20 protein-coding genes and 1 pseudogene are annotated in these 23,415 nt (G+C 68.4%); 8 read left to right on the top strand and 13 right to left on the bottom strand.

The window, feature by feature from the left end; genetic code table 11:
• From ACE3PU_RS13205 to ACE3PU_RS13180, 6 genes are all read right to left on the bottom strand, one after another.
• The coding region (locus ACE3PU_RS13205; protein ID WP_374390520.1) for a glucan biosynthesis protein at positions 1–1,265 on the bottom strand (1,265 nt) is incomplete at its 3' end.
• A 108-nt stretch (positions 1,266–1,373) separates the two neighbouring features.
• Positions 1,374–1,901: an extensin family protein gene (locus tag ACE3PU_RS13200; protein ID WP_374390518.1), complete on the bottom strand. Its 528-nt coding sequence runs from the start codon at positions 1,899–1,901 to the stop codon at positions 1,374–1,376.
• Between the two features lie 290 nt (positions 1,902–2,191).
• Positions 2,192–2,371, bottom strand: a complete 180-nt coding sequence (locus ACE3PU_RS13195) for a DUF2256 domain-containing protein (protein ID WP_374390516.1) — start codon at positions 2,369–2,371, stop codon at positions 2,192–2,194.
• Between the two features lie 50 nt (positions 2,372–2,421).
• Positions 2,422–4,368, bottom strand: a complete 1,947-nt coding sequence (gene rpoD, locus ACE3PU_RS13190) for an RNA polymerase sigma factor RpoD (protein ID WP_374390514.1) — start codon at positions 4,366–4,368, stop codon at positions 2,422–2,424.
• A 72-nt stretch (positions 4,369–4,440) separates the two neighbouring features.
• Positions 4,441–6,300, bottom strand: a complete 1,860-nt coding sequence (gene dnaG, locus ACE3PU_RS13185; RefSeq protein ID WP_374390512.1) for a DNA primase — start codon at positions 6,298–6,300, stop codon at positions 4,441–4,443.
• Positions 6,301–6,456: 156 nt separating this feature from the next.
• On the bottom strand, positions 6,457–6,804 hold the full coding sequence (locus ACE3PU_RS13180; protein ID WP_374390510.1) for an arsenate reductase: 348 nt from the start codon (positions 6,802–6,804) through the stop codon (positions 6,457–6,459).
• Between the two features lie 120 nt (positions 6,805–6,924).
• On the opposite strand from ACE3PU_RS13180, the pseudogene ACE3PU_RS13175 reads away from it, so the two are divergent.
• Both ACE3PU_RS13175 and ACE3PU_RS13170 read left to right on the top strand, forming a co-directional pair.
• Positions 6,925–7,419, top strand: a pseudogene (locus tag ACE3PU_RS13175) (CHASE3 domain-containing protein); the annotation flags it as partial.
• Positions 7,420–7,675: 256 nt separating this feature from the next.
• Positions 7,676–8,722, top strand: coding sequence for an ATP-binding protein (locus tag ACE3PU_RS13170; RefSeq protein ID WP_374390508.1), 1,047 nt, complete (start codon positions 7,676–7,678; stop codon positions 8,720–8,722).
• On the opposite strand, the gene ACE3PU_RS13165 is transcribed toward ACE3PU_RS13170, so the two are convergent.
• Positions 8,723–11,356 carry a TonB-dependent receptor domain-containing protein gene (locus ACE3PU_RS13165; RefSeq protein WP_374390506.1) on the bottom strand — a complete coding sequence of 878 codons (2,634 nt, stop codon included), beginning with the start codon at positions 11,354–11,356 and terminating at the stop codon, positions 8,723–8,725.
• Positions 11,357–11,488: 132 nt separating this feature from the next.
• On the opposite strand from ACE3PU_RS13165, the gene ACE3PU_RS13160 reads away from it, so the two are divergent.
• From ACE3PU_RS13160 to ACE3PU_RS13150, 3 genes are all read left to right on the top strand, one after another.
• On the top strand, positions 11,489–12,031 hold the full coding sequence (locus ACE3PU_RS13160) for an FKBP-type peptidyl-prolyl cis-trans isomerase (protein ID WP_374390504.1): 543 nt from the start codon (positions 11,489–11,491) through the stop codon (positions 12,029–12,031).
• 74 nt (positions 12,032–12,105) lie between these two features.
• The gene (locus ACE3PU_RS13155) at positions 12,106–14,061 is read left to right on the top strand and encodes a M61 family metallopeptidase (RefSeq protein WP_374390502.1); all 1,956 of its coding nucleotides are present in this window, start codon (positions 12,106–12,108) and stop codon (positions 14,059–14,061) included.
• Positions 14,062–14,129: 68 nt separating this feature from the next.
• Entirely contained in the window at positions 14,130–16,103 is a 1,974-nt protein-coding gene (locus ACE3PU_RS13150) for a M61 family metallopeptidase (protein WP_374390500.1), read from the top strand.
• A gap of 43 nt (positions 16,104–16,146) precedes the next feature.
• Here ACE3PU_RS13150 and ACE3PU_RS13145 read toward each other — a convergent pair whose 3' ends face one another.
• Positions 16,147–16,530 (bottom strand): DoxX family protein, encoded by a 384-nt coding sequence (locus tag ACE3PU_RS13145; protein WP_374390498.1) that lies wholly within the window; start codon positions 16,528–16,530, stop codon positions 16,147–16,149.
• Between the two features lie 87 nt (positions 16,531–16,617).
• Positions 16,618–17,316, bottom strand: coding sequence for a pirin family protein (locus ACE3PU_RS13140; RefSeq protein ID WP_374390496.1), 699 nt, complete (start codon positions 17,314–17,316; stop codon positions 16,618–16,620).
• 114 nt (positions 17,317–17,430) lie between these two features.
• On the opposite strand from ACE3PU_RS13140, the gene ACE3PU_RS13135 reads away from it, so the two are divergent.
• On the top strand, positions 17,431–18,357 hold the full coding sequence (locus ACE3PU_RS13135) for a LysR family transcriptional regulator (RefSeq protein ID WP_374390494.1): 927 nt from the start codon (positions 17,431–17,433) through the stop codon (positions 18,355–18,357).
• 3 nt (positions 18,358–18,360) lie between these two features.
• On the opposite strand, the gene ACE3PU_RS13130 is transcribed toward ACE3PU_RS13135, so the two are convergent.
• Genes ACE3PU_RS13130 through ACE3PU_RS13115 form a run of 4 tightly spaced genes read right to left on the bottom strand, consistent with a single transcriptional unit; the run spans position 18,361 to position 20,973 of the window.
• Positions 18,361–18,666 carry a hemolysin gene (locus ACE3PU_RS13130; protein ID WP_374390492.1) on the bottom strand — a complete coding sequence of 102 codons (306 nt, stop codon included), beginning with the start codon at positions 18,664–18,666 and terminating at the stop codon, positions 18,361–18,363.
• A gap of 24 nt (positions 18,667–18,690) precedes the next feature.
• Positions 18,691–19,059, bottom strand: a complete 369-nt coding sequence (locus tag ACE3PU_RS13125) for a hypothetical protein (protein WP_374390490.1) — start codon at positions 19,057–19,059, stop codon at positions 18,691–18,693.
• Complete coding sequence (locus ACE3PU_RS13120) at positions 19,017–19,475, bottom strand: DNA polymerase III subunit chi (RefSeq protein ID WP_374390488.1); 459 nt, start codon at positions 19,473–19,475, stop codon at positions 19,017–19,019. Before ACE3PU_RS13120 ends, ACE3PU_RS13125 begins: the two co-directional genes overlap by 43 nt.
• A 22-nt stretch (positions 19,476–19,497) precedes the next feature.
• The gene (locus ACE3PU_RS13115; protein WP_374390487.1) at positions 19,498–20,973 is read right to left on the bottom strand and encodes a leucyl aminopeptidase; all 1,476 of its coding nucleotides are present in this window, start codon (positions 20,971–20,973) and stop codon (positions 19,498–19,500) included.
• 140 nt (positions 20,974–21,113) lie between these two features.
• On the opposite strand from ACE3PU_RS13115, the gene ACE3PU_RS13110 reads away from it, so the two are divergent.
• Positions 21,114–22,250: an LptF/LptG family permease gene (locus ACE3PU_RS13110; protein ID WP_374390485.1), complete on the top strand. Its 1,137-nt coding sequence runs from the start codon at positions 21,114–21,116 to the stop codon at positions 22,248–22,250.
• Complete coding sequence (gene lptG, locus ACE3PU_RS13105; RefSeq protein ID WP_374390483.1) at positions 22,247–23,386, top strand: LPS export ABC transporter permease LptG; 1,140 nt, start codon at positions 22,247–22,249, stop codon at positions 23,384–23,386. Before ACE3PU_RS13110 ends, lptG begins: the two co-directional genes overlap by 4 nt.
• The last annotated feature ends 29 nt before the right edge of the window (positions 23,387–23,415 follow it).

The following is a 23,415-nucleotide window of genomic DNA, read 5'->3' as shown; positions in this document are numbered from 1 at the left end:
CGCCCGGCTCCGGGCGGCGCGCCAGGGGGGCCGGCCCGGCCGGCTCGCGTCGCCACCACTCGCCCGAGGTCGCGCAGGCCGGGGGCGTCCCCATCCCAGGTCAGGCGGTAGCGCAAGGTGCGCGTCTGGCCGGCTTCGGGGCGGACCGCCGGCGTCCAGAAGGCGACGATGTTGTCCAGCGTCTCGGTGCGGGTCGGCGCCTCGACCAGCCGGACGCTGCCTCGCCCCCAGTTTCCGATCGGCTCGACCCACAGGCTGGGCCGCCGGTCGTAATAGGCCTGGCTGTCCTGATAGTGGTCGTGGTCGCGGTCGCGCTGGATCAGGCCGAAGCCGCGTGGGTTCTCGTCGGCGAAGGTGCTGGTCACGACGCGCGGCGGATTCGACAGGGGCCGCCAGATCCGCTCGTCGGCGCCGGTCCAGATCGCCAACCCGTCCGAGTCATGGATTTCGGGCCGCCAGTCCTCGCGCGGGCCCGATGAGTTCTCGCCGTACCAGAACATGCTGGTCAGGGGCGCGATCCCGGGCTGTTCGAAGCCGCGCCGAAACACCAGCATGGCCTCGACGTCCTGAACCAGCGCCTCGCCGGACCAACCATGGGCGAAGCGGTAGGCGCCGACCACCCCGGGGCTTTCCATCAGGGCATGGACCACCAGCCGGCCATCCGCGTCCGGCCCCAGCCAGAAGCGCGTGAAATCCGGAAACTCCTCCGGCTGCTTGGCGTAGGTGTCCAGCGCCAGCCCTCGCGCCGACAGGCCGTACTGCGCGAACGGTGCGGGCGAACGAAAATATGACGCGCCCAGGAAGGACAGCCACTCCGCCCGCCCCGGCCCCGCAACCGCCCGAAATCCGGCGAAGCCGATGTCGTCAGGCAGGGCGTTGAACGGGCTGTCTTCCGGCACGATGAACCAGGACGGATCATACGCCAGCCGCCGGCTGACGCCTCCTTCCACCAGGTTGATCTCGACCGCGCGCCGCGTCAGCGTGCCCAGGGGGAAGAACTGCAGGCCCCAGTCGCCGCCCATCGTAACCGTCCGCCGCGGATTGAAGACGACGCGGAACCCTTCGTCATAGGTCAGGGCGTCAAGGTCGCCCGCCGCCTCGGGGCGTGGCACGTGCGGGCGCGCGGCCAGGTCTCGGGCCAGCGCCTTGAGGGTGTCGAAGCTGAAGGTCTCGCCGTCTTGGGCCAGCGCCAGCCCGGGCGGCAGGGCGAAGGCGGCGCCCAGGCCGGACAAGCCCTGGAGAACGGCGCGTCTGCGCAGGTTCATGCAAACCTCGTCGTGGACACCCCCGCCCGGAGGTCTAGAAAGCGGAGCCGCGCATCCGGTTCAACCTGCATCTCGCATTTGCGAAGGACGCGATGTCGCGCCTTCGCCTCAGCGGCAGAAGCGGGTGTCGGTCGCTTCCAGGTGCAGGTGATCGCGGTGAACGGCGTTGTAGTCGGGGCTTAACGTCGTGCCGAAGACGCGACAGGCGTCGTCGCGGATGCGGCGCAGGAAGCGGGCTTCGGCCGTATCGCCGCTCCAGTCGTCGGCGACGGTGATGCGTCGTCCGTCCCTCAGACGCACGCCGGCGAAGTCGAGGGCGGCCGCCTGGGCATGGGCGCTGATCCGCTTCGAGCCGACGCCGTTGTTCACGTTGCGGCACGCATAGGCGCCGAAATGATCGATCTGGACCACGTCCGAGCCCAGGATCTCGCGCGCCGCCGGCTCCACCGACTGGCGCCGCCAGATGCTCAGCGCCAAGGCGGTCTGGCAGGTCATGTCCACGTCGCCCGGCGCCATGCGCGCGACCGTCCCCATGTCCGCGCCCAGCACACCACCCTGCCGCAGGCCGCAGGTCTCGGTGTTGACGCGATCCGGCGCCGGACTGAACCGCACCCGGGCGGCCGTCAGTTGCGCCATGCATTGCCCCAAATCGGACCCGACCCGCACGACCGCGCCCTGCGTCCCTCTGTCGATCGGCCGATCCACCAAGCCGCCGACAAGCGGCGCGGGCGTCTGCGAATGGGGATAGGGCCTCGGGCGCAACGGTTCGGGCGGCCGCCGCACGCAGCCCGCCATCGTCAGCGCGCTGGCCAGCCCTAGACACAGGGCGACCCGGACGGCGCGGGACGGCGATGGGCGATGTGCGGAACGGCTGGGGATCATGGCGCCAGCCTACCCGATTCCGCCTGGGTCCCCAGCCCCATCGATCACGGCTTGTGAGCCTGCGCGCCCTTCGCCCGGCATCGATCCGAGCAGAAACGGACTTGCGCCCAGTCCCGCGCCCATTTCCTGCGCCAGGTGAACGGCAGACAGCAGGCGGCGCAGACCTTTTGCGGCAGATCGCCCTTCGCCGGCGCCTGCCCCAGATTGACGTGCTTTCGGCCCATGCCCTCTCGCCAAGGAAAAGGGCGGCCCCATCGGAGCCGCCCTGATCATCCTAGCTGTCCAGGAAGGACCGCAGCTTGCGCGACCGGCTGGGGTGCTTCAGCTTGCGCAGCGCCTTGGCCTCGATCTGACGGATCCGTTCGCGGGTGACCGAGAACTGCTGGCCGACCTCTTCCAGCGTGTGGTCGGTGTTCATGCCGATGCCGAAGCGCATCCGCAGAACCCGCTCCTCGCGCGGCGTCAGCGACGCCAGCACGCGGGTGGTGGTCTCGCGCAGGTTCGACTGGATGGCGGCGTCGATCGGCAGGACGGCGTTCTTGTCCTCGATGAAGTCGCCCAGGTGGCTGTCTTCCTCGTCGCCGATCGGCGTTTCGAGCGAGATCGGCTCCTTGGCGATCTTCAGGACCTTGCGCACCTTCTCCAGCGGCATGGCTAGCTTTTCGGCCAGTTCCTCCGGGGTCGGCTCACGGCCGATCTCGTGCAGCATCTGGCGGCTGGTGCGGACGATCTTGTTGATCGTCTCGATCATGTGCACCGGGATGCGGATGGTGCGGGCCTGGTCGGCGATCGAGCGGGTGATCGCCTGGCGGATCCACCAGGTGGCGTAGGTCGAGAACTTGTAGCCGCGGCGGTACTCGAACTTGTCGACCGCCTTCATCAGGCCGATGTTGCCCTCCTGGATCAGGTCCAGGAACTGCAGGCCGCGGTTGGTGTATTTCTTGGCGATGGAGATGACGAGGCGCAGGTTGGCCTCGACCATTTCCTTCTTGGCCTGACGGGCCTCGCGCTCGCCCTTCTGCACGGTCTGGACGATGCGGCGATAGTCGTCGATCGGCAGGCCGGCTTCCAGCGCCACGGCGGCGACGTCGGTGCGAATGGTCGCGATCTGGCTGGCTTCGTTCTCGCTGAACTTGGTCCAGCGGACGCCCATCTCCTTGACCCGTTCCGACCAGGTCGGGTCCAGCTCGGCGCCGAAATAGGCCTTGAGGAATTCCGGACGCGAGATGCCGTAGCTGTCGGCCAGGCGCAGCAGACGCCCTTCCAGACCGATCAGGCGCTTGTTGATCGCGTACAACTGCTCGACCAGCGCCTCGATGCGGTTGTTGTTCAGCTTCATCGTCTTCAGACGATCCGAGATGGCCGTCGTCAGCGCCTGATAGGCCTTCTCGTCCTTGGCGCTCAGGGTCTCGCCCTTCAGCCGCGCCTGCACCAGCTTGTCCTGCAGCGCCCGGAACTCGCCGAAGTCGGCGGCGATGGCGTTCAGAACCTCCATCACCCCGTCGCGCAGCTCGGCTTCCAGGGCCGAAATCGACATGCCGCCGCCGTCATCGAAGTCGTCGTCGTCGTCGTCGTCGGACTCGGGCTTGTCTTCCGCCGCCGGCTTATCCTCGGGCTCTTCTTCCTCTTCACCCTCTGACTGGGCGGCGCCCGGCAGGGAGGACGGGTTCAGCACTCCATAGGTGGCGTCGAGGTCGATGACCTCGCGCAACAGGATGCGGTTGTTCTCGAGCTCGTCGCGCCAGACCATGATGGCTTCGAAGGTCAGGGCGCTTTCGCACAGACCCGAGATCATGGCGTCGCGGCCGGCTTCGATGCGCTTGGCGATGGCGATTTCGCCCTCGCGGCTCAGCAGCTCGACCGAGCCCATCTCGCGCAGATACATCCGCACCGGGTCGTCGGTGCGGTCATAGGCGGCCTTGGCAGGCGTTTCGGCGACGGCGGTTCCGGCGGCGGCGGCGACGTCGGTGGACTGCTGCTCCTGCGCGTCCTCCTCGGCCTCCACGACATTGACGCCCATCTCGGACAGCATGGCCAGAGTGTCTTCAATGGCGTCGGGCGTGACTTCCTCGGACGGCAGGACCTTGTTCAGCTCCTCCATCGTCACATAGCCGCGGGCCTTGGCCTGCTTGATGAACTTCTTGACGCCGGCGTCCGTCAGATCGAGCAGGGGCCCGTCGGTCGCGACCTCGGTTTCCTGCGTTTCGGTCTGTGCGCTCATGTTCAGTCTGTCTCCGGTCGAGGAGGTGATCAGGCCCCCCGACGAAAATACAATGCCTGGCGGTCCGTAAGGTTACGAGCCCGCGCTGTCTTCCCATATCGTCCCGGCTTTGATCGCACGGCGAAGCGCATCCCGCTCGGCCTTCAGCCGGCGGAACGCCTCATCCTGCCCGGGCACATCGCGCGCCTGGGCCAAGGCGTCCTCCAACGCGGCGACGCGCGTCGAAGCGTCGAACGCCTGCGACCATCGGATCCTTGCCTCGGCGAGGGGCGCATTTGCGGCCAGGAATGGCGCGCCGGACTTCGCCGCCGCCTTCTCGACCTCGCGCACTAAGGCATCGTGACCCGATTGCGCCAGATGGCGACGCATGGCCGCAGAGTCAAGGGATTGTCCCGATAGACGAAGCCGAACCAGTTCCTGCGCCAGGCCGTCCAGCCCCTTGTCGCCGAAGCCGTGGGACGCGATCGCCTCCAGATGGTCGTCCATCCGTTCGGGATCGTCGATGGCGCCGTGCGCCAGCGCCGCTGGCACCGGCTCGATGGCCCGAAACAACGATTGCATGGCCTGCGCGCCCTCGACCGTCTGACCCAGCTTGGGCGGCGGGCCGGAACGTCCTCGCCCCTGCCCCGGCGTCCACGGCGCGCGCGCCGGGGCGCGGGGGAACAGGGCGTCGAAACGGTCGAACAGGTCGCGGCGGTACTGTTCGGCCAGATCGCGATCCTGAATGGCCGATGCGGCGTTTCGAAGCCTGGCCTTGAACCCGGCCTTGCGTTCCGGGGTGTCCAGCGGCTCCGCGTCCTGTTCGCGGCGGAAAAGAACCTCCGAGAAAGCATGGGTTTCGGCCAAGGCCTGTCGCAGCGCCGGCGCGCCCTTGTCGCGCAGGATGTCGTCCGGGTCCTGTCCGCCGCTCAGCAGCGAGAAACGGAACGACCGCCCGGCCTTCAGCAGCGGCAGCGAGCGTTCGATGGCGCGATAGGCGGCGCGCAGCCCCGCCGCATCGCCGTCGAAACACAGGATCGGCTCGGACGACACCCGCCAAAGCCGCTCCATCTGCTCTTCGGTCAGGGCCGTGCCCATCGGCGCCACGGCCGGCAGGCCCGCGCGCTGGCAGGCGATGACGTCCATGTAGCCCTCGACGACGATGATCGCCTGGTCGTTCTTCGACTCCGCGCCCAGGATTCGCCGCGCCTCGGGCAGGCCGTAGAGTGTGGCGCCCTTGTGGAAGAGCGGACTCTCCGGGCCGTTCAGATACTTGGCCCGGTCATCCGGGTTCATCGCCCGGCCGCCGAAGCTGACGATGCGCCCGCGCGCATCCAGGATCGGGAACATCAGCCGGTCGCGAAAACGGTCGTAGGGTTGCCCGCCGCTCTCGGGCGAGATCAGCAGACCGGCCTCGACCAGCTCGGACGGCTTGGCGCCGCGCTGGACCAGCGCCTGCTTTAGCCCCTCGCGGTCGTTGGGCGCATAGCCCAGGCCGAACCGCTCCCACTGGTCCTCGGGCAGGCCGCGCTTGTCCAGATACTCGCGCGCCGCCTTGCCGGGCGTGCGACGAAGGTTCGCGGCGAACCACTTCTGGGCCAGGTCCATCCAGTCGGACAGGCCCTGACGCTTCTGCTCGCGTTCCGCCGCCTGCGGGTCCTCGGCCGGCAGCTGCATCCCGGCCTCGCCAGCCAAGCGCTGGACCGCCTCGACGAAGCTGAGCCGCTCGGTCTCCTGGAGGAAGGAGATGATGTCGCCATGCTTGCCGGACGAGAAGTCGTGGAAGAAACCCTTGTCGTCATTCACGAAAAACGACGGCGACTTCTCCTTGGAGAAGGGCGACAGCCCGACGTACTCCCGCCCCTGCCGCTTGAGCTTCACCGTGCGCCCGATCACGTCGGAGGGGCGAAGGCGAGACTTCAGTTCATCTATGAAGCGGTCATCGAAGCGCACATCAGCACAAGTGCGAAAGGCGGCGAAAAAGGAACATTCGAAATCAGGCCGGGGTCGAGCGCCCACAGACGATGGGGCGCGGTTGTGGTTAAGTCGAGGGATAAGTCCGGTCGACGCCCGGTCCGGACGCAGCGGACACGGCCAGGCGAATCCGCGTCAGCCCAGCGCCGCCGCATAGACCTCGGGCTTGAACCCGACCAGCCGGCGGTCGCCCAGATCCAGCACCGGGCGCTTGATCATCGACGGCTGCTCCAGCATCAGGGCGACGGCCTTGTCGCGGTCCAGATCGCCCCTGTCGGCCTCGGGCAGCTTCCTGAACGTGGCGCCGGCGCGGTTCAGGACGGTCTCCCAGCCATGCTCACCGACCCACTGCTCCAGCTTCGCCCGGTCCACGCTCGCCTTCTTGTAGTCGTGGAAGGCATAGGCGACCCCATGCTGGTCCATCCAAACGCGGGCCTTCTTGACGGTGTCGCAGTTGGGGATGCCGTAGAGGGTGGCGGTCATTTCAATCCTTCAGGGAACGGGCGGGCGGAGCGGGATAGACGATGATCCTTAGCGCGATGGAAAGACAATATTTATCCTCGCCCCCTATTCCGGCCGGACGTCAGAAGTACGGTTCCGGACATGATAGATTCGCCCCCCCTCGGCCGCCTTCGCGCACTGGGTCGAACGCGCGCCGCGCGCTCGGCCGGCGTGATCGTGGCGGCCATGGTGACCATGGTGACCGTGCTCGTTTCCGTGGTTCATATGAACCTCGACACCATCGACGCCGCTGACCGGTCGGTTCAGCATACGGCGGCCGTCGAAAGGTCCACCGCCGATCTTCTCACGGCCGCCGTCGATCAGGAGACCGGCATTCGCGGCTACTCGGAAAGTGGCGGAAACCCCGCCTTTCTGCAGCCATACAACACCGGCCGGGCCGCCTTTGATGAAGAGCTGAACGTTCTGACCAGCCTCACAGCCGACAATCCAGCTCAGATCGCCCGCCTTGATGACCTTCGCCAGGCCATGGGGCGCTGGCGGCTCGACTACGCGGAACCACAGCTTTCCCGGCCGAAGACCGAGGCCGCAGACCCCGCCCTGGCCGAACACGGTCGACTGGCCATGGACGACATGCGTCGACTGCTCGCGGAACTGCGGGCGGAAGAAGCCATGCTGACCGTTGAACGAGAGGCCGAGCGCGAGCGCGCCTACGCCTCGGCGCGCGCCAGCGTCGTCGGCGTGGCGCTGGCCGCGCTGGGATTTCGGGGCCGGGCTCGCGGCATGGGCGGTGCGCGCGTCAGCCCGTCGCGAACGCGAGGCCCTGGCCTTCGCCAGGAGCAAGGCTCGGACCCTGGCGGTCGTCAGCCACGAAATTCGAACGCCCCTCAACGGCATGTTGGGCATGCTGCAGGTTATGGCCGCCGAGCCGATGCCCCTGACCCAGAAGCAGCGGCTGGAGGTCGCGCTGGAGTCCGGCGAAACGCTGACGGCCCTGCTGAACGATCTTCTGGACGCCTCCAAGATCGAGGCCGGGCGGCTGGAGCTGCTGGAGACCGACTTCGACCTGAACCGGCTCCTGACCCGCATGAAGGCGGCCTTCGGCGAGGTGGCGCGCAAGAAGGGCGTGGAACTGCTTATCGAGGTCGCCCCCGGGGTGGGCGGCGAATGGATCGGCGACAAGGTGAGGATCGGCCAGATCCTGGCCAACCTCATCTCCAACGCGGTCAAGTTCACGCCCGAGGGCCAGGTGACGGTCTCGGTCTCCGGTCCGCAGCAGGGCGGCCTGAGGATCTCCGTGCGCGACAGCGGCGTCGGCATGGACGAGGCCACCGTGGGTCGGCTGTTCGCACCCTATGTCCAGGCTAGCGCCGAGACATCCCACAAACACGGCGGCACGGGCCTGGGCCTGTCCATCTCACGCTCCTTGGCCCGGATGATGGGCGGAGACATCAGCGTGGAAAGCGCCTTGGGTCAGGGGTCGTGCTTCACCGTCGACCTGCCCCTGCAGCGTGGCAGCGGCGCCGAGGCGGAAACGGAACGCCCAGGCCTGGCCGGGCTGCACGTTCTTGCGGCCGACGACAACGCCGTGAACCGCCGCGTGCTGGCCGCCATCCTGCCGTCGCTGGGCGTGGAGGTGACAGTGGTGGAGGACGGCGACCAAGCCGTGGCCGCCTGGCGCGACGGAGCCTACGAACTGGTCCTGCTGGACCTGCGCATGCCCGTCTGCGACGGCTTCGAGGCGGCGCGCCGCATTCGCCAGGAAGAAGGGCCCGCCCGCCACACCCCGCTGGTGCTCCTGTCCGGCGACGTGTCCCAGACGGTGCGCGAGCAAGGCCGCCAGGCCGGGCTGGACGGCTTCGTCGCGAAGCCGCTGGAGATCCACGCCCTGATCGAAGCCATCAGCGCCGCCCTTCCCTCGGCGCACGCCCAGGCCGCCTGATCAGAACCGCTTCGTCACACCGATGCTGACGACGCGGCCGCGCGGGTCCGCGACGACGGGGTCGTAGCCGAGGGCGAACTGGGCCAGCGGCGGGTCCTCGTCAGTCAGGTTGACCACGCCCAGCGCAAGGTCGAGGTCGCGGCCGATGGCGCGGGTGTAGAGCACGTCGACCGTGGTCTGGCTTTCGATGTCCGGATCGGTGATGCCGCTGCGGTCGTTGATGTAGCCCGATGTGTAGTGGACCAGCGCCGTCAGGCTGTTGGCCGCGTCGGCCCACGTCAGGCCGAACTCGCCGCGGTCTTCAGGTAGGGACCGGCCGAGCGTGTTCAGATTGGTCGAGCCCAGGCCGGAGGTCGCCGCGGCGCCGGGCGTCAGACGGATGTCGTAGCGGTCGACGTGGGTCCAGGTCGCCGAGGCGGTGGCGACGCCGCCCAGCAGGTCACGCGAATAACGGGCGGACAGATCAAGTCCTTGCGTCTCGATCGACGAGGCGTTGGTGAAATACAGCTGGACGAAGGTCAGGGCCCCCGAGCTGGAGCGGGCGACGCGCGCTTGCGCCGGCGTGCCGGTCAGGCCGGCCGCGTCGTCGGCGGCGGCCTGGTTGATGATCGCCTGGGCCGATTCCTTCACCACCAGGTTGGCGTAGTCGAACCGCCAGGCGTCGAGGCCAAGCTCCAGCCCGGGCAGCGGCCGCCACAGGGCGCCCAGCGTCAGGCTTTCGGACTCCTCCGGCTTAAGGTCGGCATCGCCCGAGGTCAGGGTGTTGACGAACACGAAGGCGCCCCGATCGAACACTGAAGGCTGCGAGGCCTGGGCGCCGGTCAGGGCGTAGACCGAAGGAGCGCGGAAGCCCTGGCTCCATGAGGCGCGCAGGGCCAGGCGGTCGGTCGCATCCCAGCGCACAGCGACCTTGGGGCTCAGCTTCCCGTCGTCGCCGCCATAGGATTCGTAGCGCGCGGCCAGTTGCGCCTCGATTCGGTCGCCCAGATGGACGCGCGCCTCCGCGAAGGCGGCCAGGGCCTCCTGATCGCCGTCGAAATCGGGGGAGTAGCCCGCGGTCAGCAGGTCGCCGGCGTTGACCAGATCGCTCCAGTCGTGGCGGAAGGTGGATCGGCGGTACTGGGCGCCCAGGGCCACATCGATCGAGCCGCCGCCCCAAACGAAGGCTTCACCGCCGGTCGAGGCGTCCAGCGTCACCAGCCCGGCTGCACCGCGCAGCCCGGTGGAGCCGATCAGGCTGTCGACCAGGTCCGCGTCATTGGCCGCGCCCGTCCCCAGGTAGGCGCTGCCGAACGGGTTGAAGTAGCGGCAGGCGTCGACGCCGGGTGTTCCGGAGGCCGGATCGCAGCCAGGGCCGCCCAGGCCGTTCAGGGCGTTCTGCAGAGCGCTGCCGATGGCGTCGGGCTTGTCATAGGCGACATGCTGGCGGCTGGCGGTGGCGGACAGATCCCAGGTCCAGCCGCCCGAGAGGTCGCCCGACAGGCCGCCGGCGAGGCGCCAGGTCTCATAGGCGAAGTCGGCGATCGAGGCGCCGGCCTCCGCGCCCAGCAGGCGGCCGCGGAACAGCACATCCTCGCCGAACGGATTGTCGGGATGGGAGCCCGGCACGGTCAAGCTCCGCGCGAGGATCGGCAGGGACGGCGACTGGCGCGCGGCCGTCTCGGTCGAGGACCAGGCGCCCTGGAGCCACAGGTCGGCGCCCGCCAGCGGACGGCCGTAGTCGACGAACAGCTGCGTCCGCGTCTCTTGCGGGACCAGATCGAAGAAGTCGGAGTAGTCGAGGCGGCAGAAGGTATCGGCGGGACTGTTCAGATAGGCCTCGGCGAAGGCGGGATCGCCGCAGTCGGGATCGGGGGAGAAGCCTTTCGTGCTGGGCCGGAAATAGGAGCCGGGCTGGCCGTAGCTGGTCACGGCCGTCCACGGCGCGCGGCCGTAGGTCTCGGCCTGGGTGAAGGCGCGCTCGTCCGAGCCGAGGGCGGAACGGTGGAAGTGCGACGCCGCCAGGGTCAGGTCGCCGCCCGCCAGCGACAGGCCGCCGATAGCCTCGATCACGGATTCCTCGGACCCGTCGGCGACGGCGTATTTGGCGCTGATTTCGGGGCGGGTCACGCCCTTGCGGGTGATGAAGTTGACGACGCCGGCGACGGCGTCGGAGCCGTAGACGGCCGAGGCGCCGTCCTTGACTGCCTCGATGCGCTCCAGCGCGATCATCGGGACCAGGGAGTTGATGTCGACGAAGGCCGAGCCGTCGGTGGCGACCACGGCGCTGTTGGTCCAGCGCTGGCCGTCCACCAGGACCAGGGTGGAGCCGAGGCCGAGATTGCGCAGGTTGAATTGAGCGGTGCCCGAACTCTGGGGCTGGTTCAGTTGATCGACCTGAGCCTCTGAGCCGGAGTTGGCGGTCAGCAGCCGCACCAGTTGCGAAGCGTCGGAGACGCCGGCGGCGGCGAACGTCTGACGGTCCACGACATCGACCGGCGCCAGGCGATCGCCGCCGGCGATGCGGGAGCCGGTGACCACGACCTCGTCCAGGGACGCAGGGACGCTCTGGGCCCAAGCCGCCGGAGCCATCAGGCAGGCCGCCGCGATGCAGGCCCGGGCTGCGGTCGCCGTCAGAGCCAAGCGTCGAGTCATGAAATCCTCCCGTCGAATTCGGAGGCGGCTTCTAGACAGGCTTCGCCGTTTGCGAAAGTGCAAAGAGTCGATTTTGCAAATTCGCCATGCTTGCAGGTGGGCACGGACGCACGACCTGCTAAGGTTCTGCGCATGACCCTGCGATTCCTGGCCCTGAGCGCCTCCGCCCTGATCGTCGCCGCCTGCGCGCACACGCCCGTCAGCTATGAAGAGACGTCGCTGGCCGCCGCGCGCGCGGCCGACAACGTCGCCACGCCGGGCACGCAGGCGGGCTGGGACGCCGGCAATCGCGCCTATCTGGCCTGGAACGGCGCGCGACGCGGCTGGACCACCACCGAAAGCGGCCTGCAGTACCGTCGCGTCGGCAAGGCCCGCCCCGACGCAGCCCAGCCGGCGGCGACCGACACGGTCAAGGTCCACTATCGCGGGACCTTTATCGACGGACGCGAGTTCGACAGCTCCTATGCCCGCAACGAGCCGGCGTCCTTCCCGCTGAACCGGGTCATCAAGGGCTGGACCGAGGGCGTGGCCCTGATGCGCGTCGGCGAGACCTTCGAGTTCGTCATTCCCTCGGACCTGGCCTACGGCTCGCGCTGGGTGGGTGGCGACGAACTGCCGCCGAACTCGACCCTGCGGTTCACCGTCGAACTGCTCGAGATCAATCCGGCAGGCTGACAGGCGCTCGGGGTTGACGCCGGCGGGGGTGCGGCGGACTGTCGCGCCTTTCGTGTCCGTCCCAAGAGTATCCGATGCCCCCATCTCGCCTGAGCGCCGCCGGCTTCGCCGCCCTTCTTCTCGTTTCCACCGCGCCGGCCGCGCTGGCGCAGGCTGATGCGGGCGCCGCGCCGCCGGCCTTGCCGGTCAGCCTGCCGCCAATTCCGGCGGTTCGGGACGTCGCCTACCCGGGCGTGATCCGGCTGGAGGTCGACGCCACCAATCTGAGCCAGCACATCTTCGACGTGACCGAGACGATCCCGGTCGCGCAGGCGGGGCCGATGGTGCTGTTCTTCCCCGAATGGCTGCCGGGCAATCACGGGCCGGTCGGGCCGGTGCGCCAACTGGGCGGGTTGGAGATCACCGCCGGCGGTCAGCGGGTCGAGTGGGTGCGCGACACCCTGCACCCCCTGGCCTATCACATCGACGTTCCGGCGGGCGCGAGCGAGATCGTGGCGCGGTTCCAGCATCTTTCGCCGACCGAAGGCGCCCAGGGGCGGATCACCATGACGCCCGAGATGCTGAACATCCAGTGGGAGAAGATGCTGCTCTACCCGGCTGGCCACTGGTCGCGGAACATCACCCTGCAGCCCAGCGTCAAGCTGCCGACCGGCTGGCGATTCGGCACGGCGCTGGAGCCGGAGACGAAGGCCGGCGACATCCAGACCTTCAAGCCGGTGAACCTGGAGGTGCTGATCGACAGCCCGATGTTCGCGGGGCTGCACTATCGCCAGGTCGACCTGGATCCGGGCGGCCGATCGCCGGTGCGGGCCAACTTCGTCGCCGACAAGCCCGAGAGCCTGGAGGCCACGGAAGAACAGATCCAGATCCTGCGCAATATGGTCGACCAGTTCGACCGGCTGTACGGCGCGCGGCACTTCGACCACTACGACTTCCTGATCGCCATGACCGACAAGCTGGGCGGCATCGGGCTGGAGCACCACCGCAGTTCGGAAAACTCGGTCGATCCGGAGTTCTTCACCGGCTGGGCCACGCACCTGGGCGACCGGGATCTGCTGTCGCACGAGATGAACCACTCCTGGGACGGGAAGTGGCGGAGGCCCGCAGACCAGTATGTGCCCAACTTCAACACCCCGCTGCAGAACAGCCTGCTGTGGGTCTATGAGGGGCAGACGCAGTATTACGGCCAAGTGATCGCGGCGCGGTCGGGCCTGCTCAGCAAGCAGCAGGCGATGGACAGCCTGGCGATGACGGCGGCGACCTTCGACGCGCGCGTCGGCCGTGAATGGCGGGCGATGCAGGACACCACCAACGACCCGATCATCAGCCAGCGGCGCCCCAAGGCCTGGCTGAGCTGGCAGCGGGACGAGGACTACTATTCGGAAGGCCAGCTGATCTGGCTGGACGTCGACACCCTGATCCGCGAGCGGACGAATGGCCGCAAATCGCTGGATGATTTCGCCAAGGCCTTCTACGGCGTCGAGGACGGCAGCTATGAAGCCAAGCCCTACACCTTCGAGGACGTGGTCGCGGCGCTGAACGGAGTTGTCGAGAACGACTGGGCCGCCTTCCTGAGGACGCGGCTGGACGGGCACGGGCCCGGCGCGCCGCTGGACGGGCTGGCGCGCGGCGGCTGGCGGCTGGTCTATCGCGAGACGCCCAGCGACTACCAGAAGACGCTGTACGGAGAGCTGAAGCGCAACGACTTCACCTATTCGCTGGGCATCCAGACGGGCGCGTCGAACAATATCCGCAGCGTCCAGTGGGACAGCCCGGCCTTCAAGGCTGGCCTTGCGCCGGGCATGGAGGTGGTGGCCGTGAACGGTCGCGCCGCCGACGCCGATCGCATCGCCCAGGCGATCACCGCCGCCAAGGATCCGGCGACGGTGATCGAGATGATCGTCAAGGACGGCGACCAGTACCGCACCGTCGCCTTCGACTATCACGACGGCCTGCGCTACCCGCACCTGGAGCGGATCGAGGGGACGCCGGATCGCCTGGGCGACATTCTGACGCCCCGTCGGCGCTGACCGCGGGTTGACGAAGGGGAGGCGCGCGGTCGAGGTTGCGCCTCCTCCTTTTCAGTCCGGATGCCTCGATGTCGCGTACACGCCTGACCGCCGCCTGCCTCGCCGCCCTGCTCTGCGGCGCCGCCTCGCCGGTTCTGGCGCAGACCTTCCAGTCCACGCCGGTGGTGACGGACCCGTCCCAGGCCGCCCTGGCCCTGCCCCGGCCGCAGCCGGCCATCCCGGCGCCGGTGGACCGGCCCTATCCCGGCGTGATCCAGTACCGCGCCGATGTCACCGATCTGGATCGCCGCATCATCCAGGTCGAGCAGACCATCCCTGTCGCCCAGGCCGGGCCGCTGACGCTGCTCTATCCGAAGTATCTGCCCGGCAACCACGCCGCCACCGGGCCGGTGCAACTGCTCTCGGGCCTGACGGTGACGGCGAACGGCCAGCGGATCGAGTGGGTGCGCGACACCCTGGATCCCTACGCCTTCCATCTGGACGTGCCGGCCGGCGTCTCGGCCGTCGATGTGCGCTTCCAATGGCTGACCCAGCCGCCGGGACAGTGGCGGGTGGTGCAGGCGCCGTCGATGCTGAACATGCAGTGGGAGAAGGCCATCCTCTATCCCGCCGGCTATTTCGCCAATCGCATCGCGGTGGCGCCGTCGATCCGCCTGCCGGAGGGCTGGAGCCACGGCGTGGCGCTGCAGGCGACGGGCACGGACGGCCAGTGGGTCAGCTTCGCCCAGACCGACCTCTACACCCTGATCGACAGCCCCCTGTTCGCGGGCGCGCACCATCGGCGGATCGACATCGATCCCAGTGGCGACGATGTCTGGCTGAACCTGTTCGGCGACGAGGCGAAGAACATCCAGCCCACCGCCGAGCAACTGGGCTTCTATGAGAACATGGTGACCCAGACCGACCGGCTGTTCGGCGCGCGCCATTTCGACAGTTACGAATTTCTGTTCGGCCTGACTGATCAGATGGGCGGCATCGGCCTGGAGCACCATCGCAGTTCCGAGAACACCTCGGCGCCGGACTTTTTCAGCGCCTGGAACAAGAGCGCCGGCGACCGCGCCCTGCTGCCGCACGAATACACCCACTCATGGAACGGCAAGTTCATGCGGCCGGCCGACGAGCTGACCGCCAACCACAACGTCCCGACCCAGAACACCCTGCTGTGGGTCTATGAGGGCCAGACCGAATACTGGGGCGACGTGCTGGCGGCGCGGTCGGGCCTGCATCCCATGGACGAGGCGCGGGCGCTGCTGGCCACCATCGCCGCCTTCTACGACAACCAGCCGGGCCGAGAGTGGCGGCCTCTGCAGGACACCAACAACCACAATCTGCTGGGCTATCGCGTCCCGGGCCAGTGGACCTCGTGGATGCGGGGCACCGGCGACTATTACCGTGAGAGCCTGCTGGTCTGGCTGGACGCCGACACCCTGATCCGCGAGGCGACGAACAACCGCCGCTCGTTGGACGATTTCGCCAAGGCCTTCTTCGGCCACAACGACGGTTCGTGGACGCCGCAGGGCTACACCTTCGAGGACGTGGTCGCGGCGCTGAACGCCGTGCATCCTCACGACTGGGCCGGCTTCCTGCGCGAGCGGCTGGACGCGGCGGGGCCGGAGGCGATCGCGCCGCTGGCCGGGATCGAGCGGGCCGGATACCGGCTGACCTATACGGACGACCTGAACACGACCGAAAAGGCGGTGCAGAGCGGCTGGGCCAACGACTTCCAGTATTCGCTGGGCTTCACCCTGTCGGGCGACAGGATCGCCAACGTGCGCTGGGGCAGCCCGGCCTTCGACCAGGGGATCGGCGCCGGCTGGACCCTGGTGGCGGTGAACGGCGAGGCGGCCTCGGCCGAAGTCCTGCGCGAGGCGGTGACGGCCGCCAAGGGGACAAACGCGCCGATCGAACTGCTGGTGAAGACGGGTGATCGCTTCCGGACCGTCGCCTTCGACTACCACGAGGGCCTTCGCTATCCGCGGCTGGAGCGGATCGAGGGAACCCGCGACCGTCTGGCCGACATCTATGCCCCCAGGCGGCGATAGGCGAAGACGCCTCCCCTCGTTGGCGAGGGGAGGCGCGGAGACGTCAGCGCTTGTCCAGGCTCCACGCGCCGGGGCCGGCGGCGAAGATGTACAGGAAGACGAAACAGAACAGGATGGCCGCGTCCCCGCCGTTCGCCGCCGGATAGGGGCTGCTGGGGAAGTGGAACATCCAGTAGGCGACCGCCATCTGGCCGGAGGCGATGAAGGCGGCCGGACGGGTGAACAGGCCCAGGACCAGCAGGACGCCGGTCACCAGTTCGATGATCGCGCCGACGCCGAACAGCGAGGCGATCTCGACCTCGCCGGGCTGAGCGCCTTCGGGAAAGCCGAACAGCTTGACGACCCCGTGGGCCAGGAACAGCAGGCCCGCGGCGATGCGCAGGGCCGCCAGGGCGCGCGGCGACCAGCCGCTGACCGATTTAGCCATGGTTTATGTCTCCTACCCCGTTCAGCGGCCGCCCACTGGGGGTCGCCCGGCCAAGCCAAGCTTGACCGGGCAGGTTGATCCCAAAACTCAGGCCGCGTCCACCAGGACGATCTCGGCGTCCGACAGCGCCTTGACGGTGACGACGTCCTCCTGGGCGATGGCGGCGCCGTCGCGGGCGTTCAGCTTCACGCCATTGACCTCGACCTCGCCCTTGGCGGGCACCAGATAGGCGCGCCGCGCGGCGCCCAGCGGATAGTCGGCGCTGTCGCCGGCCTTGAGCGTCGCCGCCACGACCCGCGCGTCGGTGCGGATCGGCAGGGCCTCGGCGTCGCCGTCAAAGCCCGAGGCCAGGACCACGAACTGGCCCGACCGCTCCCCCTTGGGAAAGGGCTTGGAGCCCCAGCTGGGCGCCTCGCCGCGCTTGGTCGGCTCGATCCAGATCTGGAAGATGCGGGTCGTGTCCGGCTCGACGTTGTATTCGGCGTGGCGGATGCCGGTGCCCGCGCTCATCACCTGGACGTCGCCGGCCACGGTGCGGCCCTTGTTGCCCAGGCTGTCCTCGTGGGTGATGGCCCCGTCGCGGACGTAGGTGATGATCTCCATGTCGGCGTGAGGGTGCGGCGGAAAGCCCGTGCCGGCGGCGATCTCGTCGTCGTTCCAGACGCGCAGATTGCCCCAGCTCATCCGCTTGGGATCGTAGTAGTTGGCGAAGGAGAAATGGTGCTTAGCGTTCAACCAGCCGTGGTTGGCGCCGCCCAGGGATTCGAACGGTCTGCGCTCGATCATCGGAGTGTTCCTTTCGCGCCGGACCCGTCCGACGCCTCTGCTTGACGCCAAGATAGCGATCCGCTTCGGTTCAGAAATAGAAACGGCTGAAACTCATCGTTTCCAGGAGAAACCATGACGCGCCTGCCCGACCTCGAGGCCCTGGCCATTTTCGCCAAGGTGTCGGAAGCCCAGTCCTTCTCCGGCGCGGCCGAGGCGCTGGGCCTGTCGAAGGCGACGGTGTCCAAGGCGGTGACCCGTCTGGAGCAGCAGCTGAGGACCACCCTGCTGCACCGCACCTCGCGCCGCTTCGCCCTGACCGATGCGGGGCGAACCCTGGTGGGCCGGGCGGCCCATATGCTGGCCGAGGCGGAAGGGGCGGTCAGCGAGGCGCTGGACATGTCGGTGACGCCGCGCGGACTGGTGCGGCTGGCGGCGCCGATGTCGTTCGGCATGGGTTATGTCGCGCCGGCCCTGCCTGACTTCCTAGCCCGGCATCCGGACGTTTCCGTCGACCTGCACCTGTCGGACGAGGTGATCGACCTGGTCGGAGGCGGATTCGACTGCGCGCTGAGGATCGCCGCCCTGGCGGACTCCTCGCTGACGGCGCGCCGACTGCGGCCGGTGGAGCGGTTCGTGGTGGCCTCGCCTGACTATCTGGCTCAGCGCGGACGGCCCACCCACCCGGACGACCTGAAGCGCCACGCCTGCCTGGGCTACGCCTATATGCCGACGCCGGACGTGTGGCGCTTCGTCAATGACGCGGGCGAGGAGGTCGCGGTGCGCCCGGCGGGGCCGCTGAGGGCCAACAACTCCGACGCCCTGATCCCTTCGCTGTGCGCGGGGCTGGGGCTCAGCCCCCTGCCCGACTTCATCTGCTGGAAGGATGTGGCCGAGGGTCGGCTGGAGCCGGTCATGACCGACTGGCGCCTGCCCCCGATCGCCCTGCACCTGGTGGCGCCCAGCAGCGGGCCGCGCCCGGCGCGGGTCACGGCCCTGATGGACTTCCTGGCCCGGCGGTTCAGCGCGCCGCTGTGGCCCGGGGACACGGCCGGCCGCTAAGCGTCAGCCGCACTTCACCTCGCGGATCACGCCGCTGGATTCCTCGTAGACGAAGTTCACCCGGTTCTCGCGATAGTCCATGGTCGCCACGCAGGTGGTGCACAGAACGCGGAAGGTCTGCCCTTCCGGCGCAGCCGGGATGGTCGATCGGTTGCGGCCGACGTAGCTTTGGTAATCCTCGACCTTGCACGCCTTGAACGCGGTGTCCGAACCGGGGGTCGGCGTCGCTTCGCCGCCCTCCACCGGCGCACAGGCCGACAGGGCGAGGCCGGCGGCCATCAGGGAAGCCAGAACGAAAGCGGTCTTCATGGTCGTCTCCTCTCCTACGCCGCGTCAGCCGCAGCGTACCTGTTCGATGATGCCGGTTTCCCGGTCGTAGAAGATGTTCAGCCGATAGGCCGAGAACTCTTCGGTGATGGCGCAGGCCGTGCAGGTCACGCGCCGGTTCACCACATCGACTGGAACGGGAATCTCGGTGCGCGGTTTCCCGACCAAGTATTGCATCTCGCCCGCCTTGCAGAGGTCGGCGGTCTGGGCGGTGGGCATTCGGCTGCCGACTGGCGGCGTCAGCTGGGCCTTTTCGACCGTGCGCGGCGCGGTTTCATCGGCGGCGGGCGTGGACGAACAGGCGGCCAGCAGGGCCGCGCCGGCCAGGATGATCAGGCCGCCCTTTCCCAGCGCCCCTCGTCGGTCTGCCGCCAATAGGCCAGGTCCGCGCCCTGATCCTTCAGCGCCTTCCAGCGGCTGCGCGCCTGCTGCAGGGCCGGCTCGTCCCGACCGTCGAAAATGATGAAGCATCGTTCGAACCCTTCCGTGGCGCCCAGTTCTGCGTCGTCGAGGATGAACAGCGCCTGAGCGCCGTTCAGGTTCTCGCCCGTCTCGCTCAGAAGCACCGGCTGGCGTTCAGCGTGCGGCGTTCCTGCCCGGCCGTGGGGCAGGAAACTGTCTTCGCGATAGGTCCAGAGCTTCTCGTCGACGTCGTCCAGCCGATGCTCCGCCGACGCCTTGACCAGCGCGCGCCAGCCCCGCTCGAGAGTCTTCTCGAGCAGGGTCGGCAGCACCTGTTCCAGCGACGAACGCTCCAGGTGGTAGAACCAGATTTCGGGCTTCTCGCTCACCCGGCCTACCTCCCAGAAACACTCAACCTTCGTACTTGTCCGCCACCATCCGGTCGAGGGTGCGGACGGCGAAGCCGACGCCGCCTTCAGGGACGGTCGGGCTGGGGCTCTTGTTGGCCCAGGCGGTGGGGGCGATGTCCAGGTGCGCCCACGGCACGCCGTTGGTGAACTTCTGCAGGAACAGGGCGGCGGTGATGGAGCCGCCGGCGCGGCCGTTGCCCATGTTCTTCAGGTCCGCGATCTTGGACTCGATGTGCTGGTTGTAGATGTCCGGGATCGGCATCCGCCAGAAGTTCTCGCCGACCTTCCTGGACGCCTCCAGGATGTCAGCCGACACCTCGTCGGAGTTGGAGAAGATGCCGGCATAGTCGAGCCCCAGCGCCACGATCATGGCGCCCGTCAGGGTGGCCAGGTCGATCATGAACTTCGGCTTGAAGCGGTCTTGCGTGTACCAGAGGGCGTCAGCCAGGACGAGGCGGCCTTCGGCGTCGGTGTTGATGACCTCGACGGTCTGGCCGGACATGGACACGACCACGTCGCCGGGACGCTGGGCGTTGCCGTCAGGCATGTTCTCGACCAGGCCCAGCACGCCCACGGCGTTCACCTTCGCCTTGCGGCCGGCCAGCGCCATCATGGTTCCGGCCACGGCGGCGGCGCCGCCCATGTCCCACTTCATGTCCTCCATGCCCTCGGCGGGCTTGATGGAGATGCCGCCGGTGTCGAAGCAGACGCCCTTGCCGACGAAGGCGATCGGCTGTTCGCCGGCCGCGCCGCCGTTCCACTGGATCACCGCCAGCTGGCTTTCGCGGCGGCTGCCCTGACCGACGGCGAGCAGGGTGTTCATGCCCAGCTTCTCCATCTCGGCCTCGCCCAGGATCTCGACCTTGAGGCCCAGACGCTCCATCTCCTTCACGCGGCGCGCGAACTCGGCCGGATACAGGACGTTGGCGGGCTCGGACACCAGGTCGCGGGCGAAGATCACGCCGTCGGCCACGGCGGACAGGCCCTCATAGGCGGCGTCGGCGGCGCGGATGTCGGTGGTGACGACGCGCACCGTCTGGACCGAAGGCTTCTTGTCGGCCTTCTCGGTCGTCCGATACTTGTCGAAGCGATAGGCCGCCAGGCGTGCGGCGAAGCCGATGCGCGCGGCCTGTTCCGGCGACAGGTGCGAGGCGTCGATCGTCAGGACCTCGGCGCCCGAAGCCTTGACCGCCGCATAGGCGCCGCCGCCCACGCCCTCGATGGCCAGGTCGTCGAAGGCGTCGGCCGCGCCCGCGCCGACCAGGAGCACGCTGTCGGCCTCGACGCCCGAAGGGGCGGCGACGACCAGGCTCTGACCGATCTTGCCCGTCATGCGGCTCTTGGACAGCGCCTTGGTCAGGGCGCCGCCCGCCGATTGATCCAGACCGGGCGCGGCGCCGGCGAGCGCGCGATCCTCGTGGACCAGCACGGCGAGGACTTCGGCGTTTCCGGCGGCGGCGGCGAATTCGATCTTCATTCAACGGACTCCGGCCAGGCCCCACCTGGCGTCAGCTTGAAAAAACACAACGGCGCGTCCGCTTGTCGCCGACGCGCCCCGATGTGCTACTAAATGCGCCTCAATATCGCCGCCTGCAACCGGGCGAAATCTCACCGCCCATGACTCTGATTCAACGCTACCTTTTTCGCCAGATATCCCTGCCCGTGGTCGCGGCGTGCGCCGCGCTGGCCGGAATCGGGATTCTGAGCCAGAGTCTGGACCAACTGGAAGTCATCGTCGAACGCGGCCAGAGCGTGTGGGTGATGATCAAGCTGACGCTGCTGGCCCTGCCGCAGTTGCTGGCGGTCATCCTGCCCATCGGCCTGTTCATCGGCGCCTTGATCGCCCTGACGCGGCTGCAGCGCGAACAGGAGATGACGGCGGCGTTCGCGGGCGGCATGACGCGCTGGCAGGTGATCGCGCCCACGGCTCGGCTGGCCCTGCTGGTCGCCATCCTGGCGCTTTTCATCAATCTTTTCATGCTGCCTTGGGCCCAGCACGAGGTCCGTCGCCAGGCCTTCGCCATCCGCACCGACCTGGCCGCCCTGCTGGTCGAGGAGGGCCAGTTCGTCCAGGGCCCCAACGGGCTGACCGTCTATGTCCAGCAGATCGAGCAGAGCGGCCTTCTGGTGAACCTGTTCGTCTATCTGGTCGACGGCGACGAGGTGACGACCTGGAACGCAGGCGAGGCGCGTTTCGGCCGCGACGCCGCCGGTCAGCCGATCCTGACGATGCTCGACGGCTCGGCCCAGCGCTATTCCTCCAACGGCGTCCTGGAGACCCTGTCGTTCCGGCGCTACGATTTCCCGCTGGCCCCGTTCGCCGATGTGGCGGAGACGATCCGCTACAAGCCGGCGGACCTCTACATGCGCCAGCTGCTCAATCCGTCCCCGCGGATCCTCGAAAGCGCCGGCTCTCGCGGCGAACTTTTGGCCGAGGCCCATTCGAGACTGTCGTCGCCGCTCTATGTTCTGGTGGCCATGGCCATGGCGCTGGCGGCCATCCTGGGCGGAGCCTTCAGCCGCAGCGGCTACAGCTGGCGGATCGCCAAGGCGGCCGGGTTCTTTCTGCTGGCGCGGGTCATCGGCTACGGCCTGGTCGCGGCCAGCGCCTGGAACGGATGGATGAACGTGCTGCAGTACGCTGCGCCCCTGATCGCGCTGGCCATCGCCATGCGCGTGCTGTTCCGCGCGCTCAAGCCGCGCAAGAGCCGACTTCGCCCCGCCGCCCGGCGCCTGAAGGCGAGGTTCGCATGACCATGGCCCTGCCTTCCCTGTCGTTGCCGTCCGGCCTGCCGCGCATCGGCCGTATCGAGCGTTATGTGCTGACCCAGCAACTGCGCTCGCTGGCCACCGCCCTGGTCGTCATCTCGGCCCTGGTGATGCTGATCGACTTCGTCGAGGTGTCGCGCGGCGTCGGCTCCAACCAGGACCTGTCGGCCGTGCGCATCTTCAGCCTGGTGCTGGTGAAGTCGCCGGCGGTCATTGTGCAGCTGTTCCCGTTCGTCTTCCTGTTCGGAACGCTGGGCGCCTACATCGGGCTGAACCGACGCAGCGAGTTGATCGCCATGCGGGCGGCGGGGGTCTCGGCCTGGCGTTTCGTGCTGCCATCGGCGGGCATGGCCTTCCTGCTGGGCGTGCTGACCGTCACCGTGCTGGGGCCCATGGCGTCGGCCGGCGACGGCCTGTGGCAACGCGAGCGCGCGCGCATTTCCGGCGCCGCCCCCGGCGTCGGGCCGCCCGAAGCGATCTGGCTGCGCGAGGGAGACGACCAGCGCCAGATGATCATCCGCGCCGGGCGCCAGGACCGCGCCAACGCCCGCCTGAGGGACGTCACCTTCTTCATCTACACCACCCAGACCGGCGGGGGGCGCACCTTCTCCGAGCGGATCGACGCCGAGTCGGCGGCGCTGAGCGCGGGGCGCTGGCGGCTGGAGAACGCCACGGGCGCCACGGTGGGCCAGCGGGCGGTGACCTATTCGACCCTGGACCTGCCCTCCAGCCTGGCCGACGAGGAGGCGTTCGAACGCTTCGCCCGACCGCAGTCCACCCCCTTCTGGTCGCTGCCGAACCAGATCCAGCGCATCGAGAACGCCGGCTTCAGCTCGACGGCCTATCGGCTTCGCTTCCAGCAACTGCTGGCGACGCCGCTGGTGTTCGCGGCCATGTCCATCCTGGCGGCGGCTTTTTCGCTGCGGCTGATGCGGCTGGGCGACATGGCGCGGATGAGCGTGGCGGCGGTCGTGCTGGGCTTCGCCTTCTTCTTCCTGAACCAGTTCTCGGCGGCCATGGGATCAGCCGAAGTGGCGCCGGCCTTTGTGGCCGCATGGCTGCCCCCGATCCTTACGGCGCTCGCGGCCTTCACCTTGCTGTTCTATACCGAAGACGGCTAAGCGGACCGCCCGCTCCTCCAAACAGGCTC

The sequence above is a fragment of the Brevundimonas sp. genome, assembly GCF_041911375.1.
In the GTDB taxonomy this organism is placed as follows: domain Bacteria; phylum Pseudomonadota; class Alphaproteobacteria; order Caulobacterales; family Caulobacteraceae; genus Brevundimonas.
Note: the sequence above shows the minus strand (reverse complement) of the source record. Positions and strands in the feature narration are given on the sequence as shown.